The organism is Dactylosporangium sucinum, from assembly GCF_014647515.1.
Lineage (GTDB): Bacteria > Actinomycetota > Actinomycetes > Mycobacteriales > Micromonosporaceae > Dactylosporangium > Dactylosporangium sucinum.
In genome coordinates this window covers 18,484-34,911 of record NZ_BMPI01000051.1, presented here as the reverse complement: position 1 = coordinate 34,911, position 16,428 = coordinate 18,484, and the positions used below count along the sequence as shown (strand labels likewise).

Here is a 16,428-nt window from a genome sequence, read left to right as displayed (position 1 = left end):
TGTGACCGACCCCGGCAAATGACTCACCGGGGCCGTCAGGTATCGGACGTATCAGATGGTGAGCAGGTTACCCTCCGGCACCACGATCTGGGGACGGCCGTGCTCCAGGACACTGGCGGCCTGCCGGGCGGCGAAGCCGGGGGCCTCGGCGATCGCGGTGCGGTAGACGTCGGCGGTGCTGGCGGCGATCGTGGCCCAGCCGTACCGCTCGCTGACCATGGCCCGGGCCTGCTTGGCCACCCGGCGGGCGAACGGCTCGTCGTCGAGCAGCGTGCCGACCGAGGCGGCGAGCGCGTCGGGGCTCTTGGCCGGGAACGTGACGCCCGTCTCCCCCGGCTCGACGATCTCCGCGAGGCCGCCGGTCGCGGCGACGGCGAGCGGCGCGCCGGCCGAGGCACCCTCGAGCGCGACCATGCCGAACGGCTCGTAGATGCTCGGCACGACGAGCGCGTCGGTGGCCGCCATGAGCGCGGGCAGCTCGCCCTCGCCCATGAAGCCGGCGAAGCTCACCGCCCGCTGCAGGCGCAGGCGTCGCACGTCCTCCTGCAGCTCGGTCCGGTGCGGGCCGTCGCCGGCGATGACGACCCGCAGGCCGTTGTGCCGGGCGCGCAGCTCGGGCAGGGCGGCGATGAGGTCCTGGACGCCCTTCTCGTAGACGAGCCGGCCGGCGTACCCCAGCAGGGGTCCGTCGCCGGCGAACCGCGCCCGGGCGGCGTTGACGGCCCGGGACGGCGCCTTCCAGACGCTCGAGTCGACGCCGTTGGCGACCACCGACACCCGCGCCGGCGCGAGGTCGAGCAGCCGGGTGACCTCCCACCGCATGTACTCGGAGCAGACCACGACCCGGCAGGCCTCGTGGCCGAGCCACCACTCGACCGAGTGGATGCACTTGTTCATCTCGCCGGGCAGCCAGCCCTGGTGCCGGCCGGCCTCGGTGGCGTGGATGGTGGCCACCAGCGGCAGGTCGAGGCACTCCTTGAGGGTGACCGCCGTGTGCGTGACGAGCCAGTCGTGGGCGTGGACGACGTCGTAGTCGCCGCCGGCCGCGGCTCGCAGCGCGGCGCGCGTGAGCGTGTGGTTGAACGCCATCGTCCAGGCCAGGAGCGTGCTGGTCGACAGCGGGAACAGCGGCGGATCCTCGGCGGCGCGGACGATGCGAACGCCCTCCGAATACTCCTCCAGGGGTGCCCCGGGCGCGTGCCGGGTCACCACGGTCACCTCGTGGCCCGCCGTCACCAACGATGTGGCGAGGGCGTGCACGTGCCGCCCGAGGCCGCCGACGACGACCGGCGGATACTCCCACGAGAGCATCAGGATTCTCAATGGCCGAGTCCGCAGTCCGCTGATGTCGTTCACGTGGCCGCCCCCACAGAAGATCAGATCAAAAAAACGCCCGCCCTGATACCCACGCGCGCCAACGGTTACACACGCAAACTTTGTCGGCGTGTGACCTGGTGGGTGGGCTTGAGTCTCATCCTGCCGGGCGAGGGTTACCGGGGAGGCAAATCTCATTTCTAGGGTGTAACGGTCACTCGACGTTTCGGCGGACGCGCAGGGTCTCGGCCACGGACCAGGCCTGGAACGGACACCCGGTGGCCCGGTGCGGCGCGGCCCCGTCCGCCGTCTCGCTGACCGAGCCCACCCCCCACTCCCACAGATGCGCTTCGATGCCTTGGAGGATGTCCGCGCTGGGGCCCGGTCGCGCGTCGGCGTAGGGGCCGATCAGCCACGGCCAGACGGTGCCCTGGTGGTAGGCACCGTCCCGCTGCGCGGGACCGCCCCGGTGGGTCGGCACGAAGGCCGGGTCGGTGGCCCCCAGGCTGCGCGGCCCGAGCGGCGTGAGCAGGGCCTCGACCGCCTCCGGCAGCGGCCGACCGCGCATCGGCCCGCGGGGCAGGCTCCAGGCCAGGAGCTGGTTCGGGCGCAGCGAGGGGTCGTCCCCGGCGGGTCCGTCCACGACGTCGTAGAGGCCGGTCGGGGTCGGCATCCGTCGCTCGAAGGAGGCGTGCGCCGCCGCGCGCAGGCGGTGCTCGGCGGCGGCGTCGCGGCCCAGCCGCTCCTTGAGGGCGGCGACCGCGCCCAGGCCGTTGATCCACAGCGCGTTCACCTCGACCGGCTTGCCGGCCCGCTGGGTGACCGGCACGCCGTCGACGCGCGCGTCCATCCAGGTGAGGGCCACACCCGGGGCGCCCTGCGTGACGAGGCCGTCGGCCGGGTCGACCCGGATGCCGTAGCGGGTGCCGGCGAGGTGCGCCGCGACCACGCCGTCGAGGGCGGGCAGCAGCTCGGCGGCGAGGTCGTCGTCGCCGGTGGCGGCGACGTGCCGCTCGACGGCGTGCAGGAACCACAGGGTCGCGTCGACCGTGTTGTGCTCGGTCTGCCCGGTGTCGGCGGTGTTGGCGAGCATGCCCCCGGACAGCGTGCCGGCGTAGGCGCGCAGCAGCTCGCGGCCCTCGTCCCACCAGCCGGTGGCGAGGAACAGCCCCGCGTAGGCGGTCATCGTGTCGCGCGACCAGGCGCCGAACCAGGGGTAGCCGGCCACGACGTCGGGTGCGCCCTGCGGGCCGGCGACCACGAAGGCGTCGGCGGCCAGGACGAGCGCGCGGTCGGCGGCGTCGGCGGCGTCGTGGACCAGGGCGCGGTTGCGGGCCCGGGCGCGGGCCACGATCCGCTCGGCGCCGCGCGGCGACGAGTCACCGTGCCAGCCCTCGACCTCGATGCTCTCCCCCGGTGCCAGCTCGGCGGTGAAGCTGCCGGCGCACCAGAGGTCCTCCTCCGCCGGCAGGCCGCGCTCCTCCTCGACCCGGGTGCGGGCGCCGCGGTACCACTGCCCGATCGGCTGCCACCCGGGGCCCTCCAGGCGGAAGGCCCGCTCGACCTCCACGCCGCCGGCGGTGGGCTCGACGAGCGGCGGCGGGCCGGCCGCGGTCCGCTCGCCGTGCACGTCGCGCCAGGTGACCAGCGCCTTGAGGGTGAGCGTCACCGGGCCGGGCGCGCTGACGAGGCGGTGCACGATCCCGACGTGTGCGCGCCCGTGGATCATGGCCAGCTCCCGCTCGAGCACGACCGGGCCGATCCGCCAGCGCCAGCGGGGCAGCCCGTCGACGAGCTCGAAGCGCTCCAGCAGGGTGTGGCCCTGGGGGCTCACCGTCCCGCCGGACCACTCGTGGGCGGCCAGCTCGACGGTGGCGCCGGACGGCAGGGTGAGCACCGGGTCGAGCGCGGCGAGGCCGAGGTGGCGGCGGGCGGGCCGGCCGGGCTCGGCGACGACGAGGAGGCCGTGGTACCGCCGGGTCCGCAATCCGGGCACGGTGCCCATGGCGTACCCACCGGCACCATCGGGGACGAGCCACTCACGCGTCGCTCCGATGGACAAATCACCACAAACCTGCGGACCGAACACCACCATGCGCACAATCTTGGTGGCTCGGGGTGGCGGGTGACGAGCGGTTCGCCACAAGATTATTGATCAAGGGATGATCTGGTGTAGGAACAAATACCCCGGAACGGGTCGAACGGCGGCCTCAACTTGGTCGAAACATGGGCGACGGAGAATGGTTACGTGATCGAGGACGATGGGAACGCCGAACGCCGGAGGTTGGCGGAAGCCGACAGCGGGGAGCGCCCATGGCGGGGCTGGGGGCCCTACCTGTCCGAGCGCGCCTGGGGCACCGTCCGCGAGGACTACAGCCCGCACGGCAACGCTTGGGACTACTTCCCGCACGACCAGGCCCGTTCCCGGGTGTACCGGTGGAACGAGGACGGCATGGCCGGCATCTGCGACGACCGGCAGACGTTCTGCTTCGCCCTCGCGCTGTGGAACGGCAAGGACCCGATCCTCAAGGAGCGGATGTTCGGCCTCGGCGGCGACCTCGGCAACCACGGCGAGGACGTCAAGGAGTACTGGTGGTATCTGGACTCCACGCCCACCCACTCGTGGATGAAGTGGCGCTACCACTACCCTCAGCAGGCGTTCCCCTACGACGAGCTGGTGGCGGAGAACTGCCGGCGCGGGCGGGACGAGCCCGAGTACGAGCTGGCCGACACCGGGATCTTCGACGAGGACCGCTACTGGGCGGTGGAGGTCGACTACGCCAAGGCCGGCCCGACCGACATGTGCATCCGGATCACCGCGAAGAACATGGGCCCGGAGCCGGCGACCCTGCACATCCTGCCGACGCTGTGGTTCCGCAACACGTGGGCGTGGGGCCTGCCCGGCCGTGACTACAGGCCGGAGATCCGGGCCAAGGACAACGGCCTGCTGGCCGAGCACCGGCTGCTCGGCCGCCTCGCGCTGACCGGCGACGGCTCGCCCTCCCCGCTGTTCTGCAACAACGAGACGAACGGGCCGCGGATCTGGGGCAAGGCCGGCCAGGAGTACCCCAAGGACGGCATCGGCGACCACGTCATCCACGGCAAGGACAGCGTCAACCCCGACGGCGTCGGCACCAAGGGCGCCCTGCACTACCTGGTCTCGGTCCCGCCCGGCGGCACCCACGAGATCCGGCTGCGGCTCAACCTCAACGCGCCCGGCGCCAAGGACCTCGCCCCGGCCGACCTGCGGGCCGACTTCGAGTCGACGATGAGCCGCCGCCGCGCCGAGGCCGACGACTACTTCGACGCGCTGGTGCCGCCCGCGGCGAGCGCCGAGGAGAAGATGATCGTCCGGCAGGCGGTCGCCGGGCTCATGTGGGGCAAGCAGTTCTTCCACTTCGACGTGGCGCGCTGGCTGCAGGGCGACCCGGTGTCCGAGGCGCCGCCGGACAGCCGCCGCTACGGGCGCAACTCCCACTGGTGGCACATGAACAGCTGCGACGTGCTGTCCATGCCCGACCCGTGGGAGTATCCCTGGTACGCGGCCTGGGACCTGGCGTTCCACTGCGTCGCGATCGCCCGCGTCGACCCCGGCTTCGCCAAGGAGCAGCTGCTGCTGCTCCTGCGCGAGTGGTACATGCACCCCAACGGGCAGATCCCGGCCTACGAGTGGGCGTTCAGCGACGTCAACCCGCCGGTGCACGCCTGGGCGGCGCTGCGCGTGTTCGTGCTCGACGGCTCGCGTGACTTCGACTTCCTGGCCCGCGTGCTGCACAAGCTGCTGCTGAACTTCACCTGGTGGGTCAACCGCAAGGACGCCGAGGGCAACAACGTCTTCGAGGGCGGCTTCCTCGGGCTGGACAACGTCGGCCCGTTCGACCGCTCGGCCGCGCTGCCGGTCGGCGGCCGGCTGGAGCAGAGCGACGGCACCGCCTGGATGGCGATGTACGCGCTGAACCTGCTCGACATGTCGCTGACCCTCGCCGTGCACGACCGGGTCTACGAGGACATCGCCGCCAAGTTCCTGGAGCACTTCGCCTACATCGCCGACGCCGCCTACGAGTTCGGGCTGTGGGACGAGGAGGAGGCGTTCTTCTACGACGTGCTGCGGACCGCGGGCGGCGACCGGATCCCGCTCAAGGTCCGCTCGGTCGTCGGCCTGCTCCCGCTGACCGCGACGACGATCATCAGCTCGACGACGCTGCGCCGGCTGCCCGACGTGGCGGCCCGGCTGCGCTGGTTCCTCACCAACAAGCCGGAGTACGGCGACGTGGTCGGGGCGAAGAAGAGCCGCGGCGGGCAGCAGCTGCGGCTGCTGTCGATGGTCGGGCCGGACCAGCTGATCCGCATCCTGCAGCGGATGCTGGACGAGGACGAGTTCCTGTCGCCCTACGGGCTGCGCACGCTGTCCCGGGCCCACAAGGACGAGCCGTTCACGGTACATCTGGGTGAGCACGCGTACACCGTCGGCTACGAGCCCGGCGAGTCCACCAGCGGCCTGTTCGGCGGCAACTCCAACTGGCGGGGCCCGATCTGGTTCCCGGTGAACTACATCCTCATCGAGGCGATCCGGCGGTTCGCCGAGTTCTTCGGCGACGACCTGCAGGTGGAGTACCCCGCGGGCAGCGGGACGATGGCGACGCTCGGCACGGTCGCCGACGACCTGTCGCTGCGCCTGGTCAAGCTGTTCACCGACGGCAAGGACGGCCGCCGCCCGGTCTTCGGCGACGTCGACCTGTTCCAGCGCGACCCGGCCTGGCACGACCTGCTGCTCTTCTACGAGTACTTCCACGGCGACACCGGGGCCGGCCTCGGCGCCGCGCACCAGACCGGCTGGACGGCGCTGGTGCTGGACCTGATCCTGACCCTGCGCACGCCCCCGCCACCGGCGGCGCAGGGCTGAGGCCCGGCCCGCAGCTACGCGACGGGCCCGACCCGGTGCCGCACGGCCCACAGCGCGGCCTCGGTGCGTGAGGTCGCGCCGGTCTTGCGCAGCAGGTTCGACACGTGCACGGCCACCGTGCGGATGGAGATGCCGAGCGAGCTGGCCACCTGCTGGTTCGTCATGCCGGCGGCGAGGCAGCCGAGGACCTCGACCTCGCGGGCGGTGAGCTCGCCCGGCACGGCCGGGCCGGCGAGAGCGGCCAGCGCCACCCGCTCGCCGGCGTCGGTCTCGATCGGCAGCCGCGACCAGACCAGGGCCTCGGCCCGGGCCGGGTCGCCGGCGCGCAGGGCCACCTCGGCGGCGAGGCGGACCGTGCGGCCGACGCAGAACTCCAGCCCGTACCGCGCGAGCTGGGCCACCGCCTCGTCGCACCGCCGCCGGGCGGTCGTTTCGTCGAGGCGGGGCAGGGTGACCGCGAGCAGCTCGTGGATCGCCCGGCCGCGCGTCACCGGGTCGTGGTCGCGCTCGCGCTCGCGCTCGTGCTCGTGCTCGTGCTCGTGCTCGGCGAGTTGGCGGGCGGCGCGCAGCAGGGCGGCGCCGCGCTCGTGGACACCGCGCCGGGCCAGGGCCGCGCCGAGGGTCACCGCAGCGGGCGCGATGCCGATGCCGGCCCGTTCGGCCGCGGCGAGGGCGGCCTCGGCGAGCGGCAGGGCGGCCCCGGCGCCCTCGGTGTCGAGGGCGAGCTCGGCCTCGGCGGCGAGCTGGCGGGCGACGGAGGCGGGCGAGCGGCCTACGGCGGCGGCCCGGTCGAGCGACCGCCGCTGCCCGTCGTGGTCGCCGAGCGCACGCCGGGCGGCGGCGAGCAGCCGATGCGCGTCGGCGGCCTCGTCGCTCCGGCCCTCGCCGTGTTCGGTCGGTCGACCGACCGAATGGCCGTTACCGTCAGTCGGTCGACCGACCGAATGGCCGTTACCGTCAGTCGGTCGACCGACCGAATGGCCGTTACCGTCAGTCGGTCGACCGACCGAATGGCTGAGCCACTCCGCGGCCAGGTCCGCCGCGGTCGTGAAGCGGCCCGCGACGTACGCCGCCTCGGCCGCCGCCCGCAGCAGGCCCGCGTCGGCGACGCCGGGGAGGCTCAGGACCGTCTCGGCGAGGTCCACCGCGGCGGCCGGGCGCCCGGCGGCCACCAGGGTGCGGACGCCCTCGACGGCGGCGGCGCGGGACTCCTCGGCGCGGCCCAGGGCGGCGGCGTGGCGGGCGCGGGCCGGCGCGTCGCCCAGCTCCAGGGCCAGCTTGAGGGCGCGGGCGTGGACCCGGGCCCGCTCGGCCGGCAGGGCGGTGTGGGCGAAGGCCTCGCGCAGCAGCGGGTGCCGGAACCGCAGCGGGCCGGCCGGGGCCGCCTCCGGGGCGATCACCAGCATGCCCAGGTCGAGCAGGCGGCGCAGGGCCGGGTCGACGTCGGTCGCGCAGACGTGGGCCAGCACGTCGCTCTCGACCGGGTCGCCGAGCAGGGCCGCGGCGCGGGCGACCGTGCCGACCAGGGGCGGCTCGCCGGTCAGCGGCTCGACCAGCAGGCCCGTCACGTGGGCCGGCAGCGAGCGCTGGGTCAGGGCGCCCGCCGTCAGCAGCTCGGTGAGCCAGAAGGGGTTGCCGCCGGTGCGGTGCAGGGCGGCGCGGACGGTGTCGGGGGGCGGGGGCGTCCCGCGGTACCCCTCGATGAGCTCGGCGGTCTCGCGCGCGTCGAACGGGCGCAGGTCGACCCGCAGGACGGCCGGCGCGCCGCCGAGCTTGCGCAGCGTGCGGGCGGCGGCCGCGGCCGCGGGCGGGCGGCTGGTGACCAGCAGCAGGGCCGGCAGGGCGGTCGCGGCCAGCTCACCGACCAGCGTGAGGCTCGCCGGGTCGAGGTCGTGCAGGTCCTCGACGACGAGGACACCGTGGTGGCCGCCGAGCAGGGCGCGGACCACGTCGACCGCCGCGCGCAGCATCGCGGCCGGGGCCAGGCGCGGGGGCGCGCCCTCCGGGGCGCGCTGGGTCAGCTGGGCCAGGACCGCCGCATCGACGACTGCCGAGGACAGCGGGTGGCGGCCGAGCACCGACGCGAGCCAGTCGTGTGGTGCGGCGCCGAGGGTGCGCGCGGCCCCCGCCAGCACCACCGGAGCGTCAATCCTGTCGATGACCTCGGCCACCAGGCGGCTCTTCCCGCTGCCCGCCTCGCCGGTGACCAGCACCACCCGGGGACGGGCGGCCCGCCACGCGCCCGTGATCTCGGCCAGCGCCGAGGCGCGTCCGACGAACGGGGCGGGGGGCATGCCCGTCACCATACGCACAACTGCGTAGAGACGCCGTGTGGTGCGGTACGGCAAGGTGTCATCCATGGCAGAGGAGGAGGGGCGCCGTCCCCTGGCGCTGGAGTGGGCGGCCCGCACCGAGATCGGGCTGGTGCGGGGCAGCAACCAGGACTCGATGTTCGCCGGCGACCGGCTCCTCGCGGTCGCCGACGGCATGGGTGGCATGGCGGCCGGCGACGTCGCCAGCCGGCTCGCGATCGAGGCGATGACGCCCCTCGACGAGGAGTTCGCCGGCAACGACATCCTGACCGCGCTGCGCACCGCGGTCTCCGACGCCAACCGGCGCATCCGCGACGAGGTCGAGACCGACCCGGACAAGCAGGGCATGGGCACGACGCTGACGGCGATGCTGTTCGGCGGCGAGCGCATCGGGCTGGTCCACATCGGCGACTCCCGCGCCTACCTGCTGCGCGGCGAGGAGTTCAACCAGATCACGCGCGACGACACCTACGTGCAGCTGCTCGTCGACGAGGGGCAGATCACGCTCGACGAGGCGGCGATGCACCCGCAGCGGTCCCTGGTCAGCCGGGTGCTGCAGGGGCTGCCGACCGATCCGGTGTACTCCGTGACGCCCGCCCGGGCCGGCGACCGCTACCTGCTGTGCAGCGACGGCCTGTCGAGCGTGCTGCGCGCGGAGACGATCGAGGAGGCCATGCGCGAGCAGCCCGGCGCGCAGGAGTGCGTCGACCGGCTGGTCGACCTGGCGCTGCGGGCCGGCGGGCCGGACAACATCACCGCGGTCGTGGCCGACGTCGTGGGCGACGACGTGCCGGAGCCGGGCGGGCTGCGCCGGCGGCTGCGGTCGTGGCTCGGCCGCAGCGAGGTCACCGGGGCGCGCCTGCCCGCGTAGCCGGCACTCACGGCGTCACTGCCTCCGGCCTCGGCGGTTCCCATTCCGTCACCGCCAGGGCGCTCGACAACGCCGCCCGGTCGGGCAGCAGCCGCGCCGCGGTGCGCACCACGGCGCCCGCCAGCCGCCCCTTGGCCCCCACCAGCCGGCCCATCTGCCAGGACCGGTCGACGATGCGCCGCACCCGGGGCTCGCGCAGTGCCGCGTACCGCCCCAGGTCCGGCGCCAGCGCGGCCAGCGTGACCGCGTCCTCCAGGGCCTGGCAGGCGCCCTGGCCGAGGTTCGGGGTCATGGCGTGGGCCGCGTCGCCGACCAGCGCCACCCGGTCACCGAACCGCATCGGCGCCACCGGATGCAGGTCCTGCAGCGGGTGGTGCAGCAGCGCCGCCGGGTCGGTCGCGGCGAGCAGTCCCGGGATCGGGTCGTGCCAGCCGCCGAGCCGTTCGCGTAGCTCCTGGAGCTGCTCCTGCGGGGTGCCGGTGCGCAGCGGGCCGGGCGCGGCGACGTACCAGTAGATCCCCCGCCGGCCCGCCGGCGCGGCGCCGAACCGCCAGCCGCGCGGCCCGACGGTCTCGCCGCCGCTGGTGAGGCCGCCGTCGTCGGGCACGATCGCCCGCCAGGAGACCTGGCCGCTGTCGCGGATGCGGATATTCGGCGCGTACCGCGCGCGCACCGCGCTGCGGATGCCGTCCGCGCCGACGACCAGGTCGGCGTCGAGGCTGTCCACTGTGGTCACGTCGACGCCGGTGCGCACCGTGACGCTCGCCGGGAGGGCCCCGGCCAGGATCTCGTGCAGGTCGGCGCGGTGGACGACGACGAGGCGGTGGCCCGTCATGTCGACGCGGCTCAGGTACCGCCCGTCGGCGCCGCGCATGCCGCTGCGCTCGGGCATCCGGCCGCCGGCGGCCTCGACCGCCGCGCCGATGCCCAGCCAGTCGAGCGCCCGCAGCGCGTTCGGCCAGAGGGACAGGCCGGCGCCGATCGCGCCCAGCCGGGGCTGCCGCTCCAGCACGGTCACGTCCCACCCCCGCCGCCCCAGCCCGATGGCGGTCGCCAAGCCGCCGATCCCGCCGCCCACCACGATCGCGTGCATCGATCCTCCCGGGTCCACTACATCTGTAGCAACCAACGCTACACCTGTAGCATCGGTCGGGTGAGTGTTCGTGACGGGGATCGCAAGCTGCGGCTGGCCGACGCGGCCATCGACGTGCTCGGCACCGACGGTGTCCGCGCCCTGACCCACCGCGCCGTCGACGCGCGGGCCGGCCTGCCCCAGGGCACCTGCAGCTACCACTACCCGACCCGCAACGCCCTGCTCACGGCCGCGCTGGAGCGCATCGCGGCGCTCGACCTCGCGGATTCGGACGCGAATCCGGATCTCGCGGCGGTCCTGGCGGGCTGGGTCACCGAGGGCGCCACCCGCACGCGGGCCCGGTTCATGCTCATGCTGGACCCGCAGACCCGGGCCGAGCTGGGGCCGGCCGCGGCGCGGCTGGCCGGCTCGTTCGTGGAGCGGGGCGCCGCGCTGCTCGGCTCGGTCGAGCGGGCCCGGCTGCTCATCGGCCTGCTCGACGGGCTGCTGCTGGACGAGCTGACCCGCGGCACGCTGCCCGAGCAGCAGCGCCGCGAACGCATCGACACGGTGCTCAAACTCGTCGGTAACCGCTGAGGCCATGCCTCGTTGACCATGTTGAGCACCTCCCCAACGCTCCCCCTCGAAAGCGGCACGCCCGTGGTCAGCAACCCACGCACGTTCTGGCTCGTCCTGCTCACCGCGGCGGTGGCGCTCGGCGCCGCCGCCACCACCGGGCCGGTGCTCGGCCTGTACGCGGTCCTCGCCGTGGTGACCGCCGGCTCGCTCGCGCACGCCGGCGTGCTCATCCGGCTCGCGCTGCGCATCCATCGGGGCCGCCGCAGCTTCGGGCCGTGCCGCGGCGCCGGCTTCCTGGGCATGGGCGCCCTGGTCACCGGGGCCGGCGCGGCGGCGGCCGGCGTTGCCGCGCTCACCGGCGGTACCGCCGCGCCGGGCCTGATCGCCGCCGGGGCCGCCCTCACCGCCGCGCCCACCTTCCTGCTCGGGCTGCTCCTGCTGCCCGGCGCCGCGCCGACGACCGGCGCCCGGCTGCGCCGGGTGCTCGACGGGCTGGGCATCGGCATCAGCCTGTTCGCCTGCGGGTGGATGCTGTTCCCGGCGTTCGCGCCGGGCGGGCTGGCGGTGTCGCTGACGTGCTGCGTCACCGTGTCGGTCGCGGTCGTCACCGGGCTGCGCGCGGTCCGGCACCGCCCCGCCGCCCTGGCCTGCAGCGGCGGCGCGGCCGTGAGCGTGCTCGGGCTGACCGGCCTCGCCTCGGTACTGCTGGATCACACCGGATCGCCGTGGCCGACCGGGCCCGCCTTCGTGCTCGCCGGCCTGGCCCTGCTGGCCGGGCCGTTCCTCATCGTCACCGGCGCCCGGCGGGCCGACGACCGGCCCGGGCAGCCGCACGCCGCGGACGAGAGCGGGACGTTCGCCGGCTACCCGCTGCTCGTCGGGCCGGCGGTGCTCGGGGCGGGCGTCGCCGCGTACCACTTCCTGACCGGCGGCTCCTTCGACCGGACCACGGTCGTGCTCGGGCTGTGCGCGTTCGGCGCGATGGCGGGGCGGGAGCTGCTCGCCGCGCGGGACATCCGGCGGTACGCCCAAACCCTCGTGCGGCGGGAAGCACGCTTCCGCGCCCTGGTCTCCGGCTCGACCGACGTCGCCGTCGTGCTGGACGACGACCTGGTGGTGCGCTGGCAGTCACCGGCGGCCGCCCGGCAGTTCGGCCTGTCGGACCAGGACGTGCTGGGCCGTCCCCTCACCGACCTGTTGCACCCGGCGGACGCGACGACGGCCGCGGCCGCCCTGCAGTCGGTGCTGGGCAACCCGGCGGGCCGGTCGCACGTGCTCGTGCAGGCCCGGCTGCGCGACGGGTTCGGCCGGTGGCGGGAGACCGAGTCGACGGTCAGCGACCAGCGCGCGGCACCGGAGGTCGGCGGGCTCGTGGTGCACGTGCGGGACGTCGGCGACCGGGCCCAGCTGCAGCGCACGCTCGACGAGGTCACCTGGACCGACGACCAGACCGGCCTGGCCAACCGCCGCAAGTTCGTGGCCGCCGTGGCGGACGCCCGGGCGACCGGCGCCTGCGGGTCGGTGCTGGTGCTGGAGCTCGACCGGTTCGAGAGCGTGGCCGACCTGCACGGCCCGACGGTCGCCAACGCCGTGCTCATCGAGGCGGCCCGCCGGCTGCGCAGCGCGGCCGGCCGCGACGACCTGCCCGCCCGGCTCACCGCGGCGGCGTTCGCGGTGCTCACCGACGCGCCGCTCGTGCCCGCGTTCGCATTGGCGACCCGGCTGGCGACGGCCCTCGCCGAGCCGTTCCACCTGCCCGGCCACACCGTCCACCTGACCGCGGACGTCGGGGTGGCCGACCTGTTCACCGCCGCGACGGCCGAGGAGGCGCTGCGGCACGCCGACGTGGCCCGCCGCCGCGCGCAGCAGGTCTCCCGCGGCCTCCCCGGCGGCCGGGTGGAGTGCTACGACAAGGGCTTCGAGGCGGCGCTCGTGCGGCGCACCGAGATCGAGCAGCAGCTCCCCGGCGTGGTCGGCCGGGGCGAGCTCGACCTGGTGTTCCAGCCGGTGACCGACCTGACCCTGCGCCAGCCGGTGGGCGCCGAGGCGCTGCTACGGTGGCGCCACCCCCGCCTCGGCCCGATCCCCCCGGCGGAGTTCCTGCCGATCGCCGAGGAGCTGGGCCTGGCCGCCGAGATCGGCGCGTGGACCCTGCACCGGGCCTGCCGCCAGCTCTCCCGCTGGCGCGCCGACGGCCGCGAGCTGTGGATGTCGGTGAACGCCTCGGCCCGCCAGCTCGCCGACGCGGGCTGGCTCTCAATGGTGGCCACGGCGATCGACACCCACTGCGTCCCGGCCGACGCCGTCATCGTGGAGGTCTCGGAGGCCGCGCTCCCCGACGACGTGCTGGCCGTCGAGCAGCTCGCCGGCCTGCGCGCCCTGGGCGTCCGCACGGCCATCGACCACTTCGGCACCGGCCCGACCGCGCTGGCCCACCTCCGCCGCCTCCCGGTCGACGTCCTGAAGATCGACCAGGCGCTCTTCAACGAGCCGGCCGGCCACCGCGGCCCGGCGACCCCGATCGTCGACGTCGTGGTGGGCCTGGCCCAGCGCCTGGGCATCGACGTGATCGCCGCGGGCCTGGAGACGGAGTCGCACGTGGACGTGGTGCGGGCCGCGGGGTGCCGGCTGGGGCAGGGCTTCCTGCTGAGCCGGCCGGACCACGCGGAGCACGTGGAGGCGTACCTGGAGCGCCACCGCACCCGCCTGCTCTAGGCGATCCTTTGCCGGCCAGAACTCTCCATCGTTCCGGGCGGGATCGGCAGGGGTGGATCGATGTGCAAATTGGCCAGTTCGCTGTGAGGCGTTGGTCGATCCACCCTCAAGTCGATCTCGGAAACTGAGGGTGGATCGACCGACGTCTGGGAGAGGGCGGGCGGGTGGTCAACTCTGGGACAGGGAGTCGCCCAGGGTCACCACCGCGGCGTCGAGCTCCTCGTAGACGGCCTGCGGCAGCGACTGCTCGCGCTGGCGGCTGCGGAGGTTGTCGCGGAGGGCGGCGATCTTCTGGGCCGCGTTGAGCTGGTTCGACATCAGGTTGTTGACCTGGTTGCGGATGTCCTCCGCCACGTCCGTGCGGATCTCCCCCGTTGCCGCGTGGCGGTCGACGATGTCCAGGACCGCGCGGGCGGCCTGCTCCGGGGTCAGCCCGGGTGCGGACGCGGTCGGGGACGCCGGTGGGCGGCTGGTCGGGGCGGCCGCGGCCGACGTCGTGCGGGTGCCCGGGCGCGGGGAGGCCGTGGTCGTGGGCTGCAGGATGATCGGGGGCGGCACCGACACGACGATGCTGACCTCGGGGCCGGCGTTCGGCTGGGCCGGCGGGCCGTCGTCCTGGAGCAGCAGGACGAGCACCAGCAGTACCACCGCCGAGGCCAGCGTCGCGGAGACCGCGGCCAGCCAGCGGCGGCGGCGCATGGACTGCAGCGGCGGGTTGAGGGTCGCGGCCACCTCGGCGGCCGTCGGGCGGTCGCGCGGGCTGGCCGACAGGCAGCGGTGGCAGATCGCGGCCACGCGGGCCGGGAGGCCGGGGACCGCCAGCGGCGGGTAGTAGCCGTCGGCGAGGGCCCGCTCCAGCTCCTCCCAGGTCGCCGCCGGGTACGGCGTCGCTCCGGTGAGCATCTCGTACAGCAGGACGCCCAGCGCGTACACGTCGGTGGCGCCCGTCGCGGGGGCGCCGACCAGGCGCTCGGGGGCGACGTACGGCGGCGTGCCGAACGTGACCTCCTCGCGCTGGCCCTCCTCGGCCGCGATGCCGAAGTCGAGCAGCTTGACGCCGTCCGTCGTCAGCATGACGTTCTCCGGGGTGACGTCGCGGTGGACCACTCCGCGGCGGTGGGCGGCGTTGAGGACCTCGGCCACCGTCGACGCCACCAGCAGCGCCTCCTGCCACGGCAGCGGGCCCTCCACGAGGCGGCTGGCGAGCGACGCGCCGTCGAGCAGCTGCATCACGACGTACGCCGCGATCCGGCCGCGCGGGGTGACCGTCTCGCCGTAGTCGTACACGCCGATCGCGTTCGGGTGCTCGATGCGCGCGGCGGCGCGGGCCTCCCGGCGGATGCGGTCGCGGTGGCCGCCGTCGGTCCCGATGGGGCCGTCGAGGACCTTGACCGCGACGGTGCGCTCGAGCGTGGAGTCCCACGCGCGCCACACCACCGACATGCCGCCCGTGCCGACGGGCTCTTTGAGGATGTACCGGCGGGCGAGGACGTCGCCCTCCCGGAGCTGTCCGGCGCGCATCCTACGTGGAGGCTCGCACGACGAGCTCGGTCGGCAGGACCGGGTTGTCCAGCGACGGTTCGAGCAGCAGTGCCGCGATGAGCGCGCCGAGCTCCTCCACCGGCTGGCGGACGGTGGTGAGGGCCGGCGTGGTGAACCCGGCGAGCGGCGCGTCGTCGAACCCGACGACGGCCACGTCCTCCGGGACCCGCCGGCCGGCCTTGCGCAGCGCCTGGAGGGCGCCGGCGGCCATCGCGTCGGAGGCGACGAAGAGGGCGTCGAGGCGCGGCACCCGGTCGAGCAGCCAGGCCGCGGCGTGGCCGCCGGACGGGGTGGTGAAGTCACCGTACGCGACGATGGGCTGGCGCCCGGCCGCCTCCACCGCCCGGCGATACCCGTCGAGGCGGTCGGCGGCCGCCGGCGAGTCGGGCGGGCCGGCGATGGTCGCGATCGTGCGGCGGCCGCGCAGGAGCAGGTGCTCGACGGCCTGGCGGGCGCCGTCGCGGTTGTCGACGTCGGCGAACGGCATCTCGATCGGCGGGCGGCCGGCGGCCCGCAGGGGGACCAGCGACGCGGTGAGCGAGACGACGAGCGGGTGCTTGGCCTCGGCGCCGAGCAGGAGCACGCCCGACACGCCGCCCGAGGTCAGGAACTGGGTGGTGGTCGCCACGGTACCGCGGGTGGCCGTCATCGTCACCAGCGGTACACCGGCGCGGGAAAGGGCTTCCTCGGCGCCCCCGAGGAGCCTGGCGCAGAAGTTGTCGTGGAACATCCGGGCCGTCGGCTCGAACACCAGCGCGGCGATGGGGCCGCTGACGGCCTGTCCGGCCTGCCGGGGGGCGCGGTGGCGGACGTATCCGAGCCGGTTGATGGCGTCGTGGACCTGGACGCGGGCGGAGGTGCTGACCCGGACCCGCCCGGTGAGGACGCGCGACACGGTGGCGGCGGAGACCCCCGCCGCGGCGGCGACCTCGGTGACGGTTGGCGGCGAGGGCTCGTCAGGCATCCCGTCTCCTGTGGGAGCGAAACATTTCCGTTACCGGGCAACGCCGCGGGCGGTCGGCGTCGACCCTGCGGTCAGCGTCAGCCACGGTTACCGAGATGTCAACTATGGGTTTCGATCAGCCGGAAGGTCGCTGCAATTCCGACCAAATTGCACTGT

At 74.7% G+C, this 16,428-nt stretch carries 10 protein-coding genes; 4 read left to right on the top strand and 6 right to left on the bottom strand.

Translation table 11 applies throughout. From position 1 onward, the window contains the following. Nucleotides 1–51 precede the first annotated feature (51 nt). Nucleotides 52–1,311, bottom strand: coding sequence for a glycosyltransferase family 4 protein (locus tag IEZ31_RS38865; protein WP_229836301.1), 1,260 nt, complete (start codon nt 1,309–1,311; stop codon nt 52–54). Nucleotides 1,312–1,528: 217 nt separating this feature from the next. After that, on the bottom strand, nt 1,529–3,409 hold the full coding sequence (locus IEZ31_RS38860; protein ID WP_373294753.1) for an amylo-alpha-1,6-glucosidase: 1,881 nt from the start codon (nt 3,407–3,409) through the stop codon (nt 1,529–1,531). Between the two features lie 153 nt (nt 3,410–3,562). Here IEZ31_RS38860 and IEZ31_RS38855 point away from each other — a divergent pair, with 153 nt between their 5' ends. After that, nucleotides 3,563–6,217: an MGH1-like glycoside hydrolase domain-containing protein gene (locus tag IEZ31_RS38855; protein ID WP_229836300.1), complete on the top strand. Its 2,655-nt coding sequence runs from the start codon at nt 3,563–3,565 to the stop codon at nt 6,215–6,217. A gap of 14 nt (nt 6,218–6,231) precedes the next feature. Here IEZ31_RS38855 and IEZ31_RS38850 read toward each other — a convergent pair whose 3' ends face one another. Then, a complete protein-coding gene (locus IEZ31_RS38850) occupies nt 6,232–8,511 on the bottom strand; it encodes a LuxR C-terminal-related transcriptional regulator (protein ID WP_190255108.1) in 2,280 nt (759 codons plus the stop codon). 64 nt (nt 8,512–8,575) lie between these two features. Between IEZ31_RS38850 and IEZ31_RS38845 the strand changes: the two genes are divergently transcribed. After that, nucleotides 8,576–9,400, top strand: coding sequence for a PP2C family protein-serine/threonine phosphatase (locus IEZ31_RS38845; RefSeq protein WP_190255107.1), 825 nt, complete (start codon nt 8,576–8,578; stop codon nt 9,398–9,400). A 7-nt stretch (nt 9,401–9,407) separates the two neighbouring features. On the opposite strand, the gene IEZ31_RS38840 is transcribed toward IEZ31_RS38845, so the two are convergent. Beyond that, nucleotides 9,408–10,493, bottom strand: coding sequence for an FAD-dependent oxidoreductase (locus IEZ31_RS38840; RefSeq protein WP_190255106.1), 1,086 nt, complete (start codon nt 10,491–10,493; stop codon nt 9,408–9,410). Nucleotides 10,494–10,553: 60 nt separating this feature from the next. Between IEZ31_RS38840 and IEZ31_RS38835 the strand changes: the two genes are divergently transcribed. Continuing rightward, entirely contained in the window at nt 10,554–11,069 is a 516-nt protein-coding gene (locus IEZ31_RS38835; RefSeq protein WP_190255105.1) for a TetR/AcrR family transcriptional regulator, read from the top strand. A 63-nt stretch (nt 11,070–11,132) separates the two neighbouring features. Then, nucleotides 11,133–13,766, top strand: a complete 2,634-nt coding sequence (locus IEZ31_RS38830; protein ID WP_190255104.1) for a putative bifunctional diguanylate cyclase/phosphodiesterase — start codon at nt 11,133–11,135, stop codon at nt 13,764–13,766. A gap of 168 nt (nt 13,767–13,934) precedes the next feature. Here IEZ31_RS38830 and IEZ31_RS38825 read toward each other — a convergent pair whose 3' ends face one another. After that, nucleotides 13,935–15,287: a serine/threonine-protein kinase gene (locus IEZ31_RS38825; RefSeq protein ID WP_190255103.1), complete on the bottom strand. Its 1,353-nt coding sequence runs from the start codon at nt 15,285–15,287 to the stop codon at nt 13,935–13,937. A 1-nt stretch (nt 15,288) separates the two neighbouring features. Continuing rightward, a complete protein-coding gene (locus IEZ31_RS38820) occupies nt 15,289–16,272 on the bottom strand; it encodes a LacI family DNA-binding transcriptional regulator (RefSeq protein ID WP_190255102.1) in 984 nt (327 codons plus the stop codon). Nucleotides 16,273–16,428 lie beyond the last annotated feature (156 nt).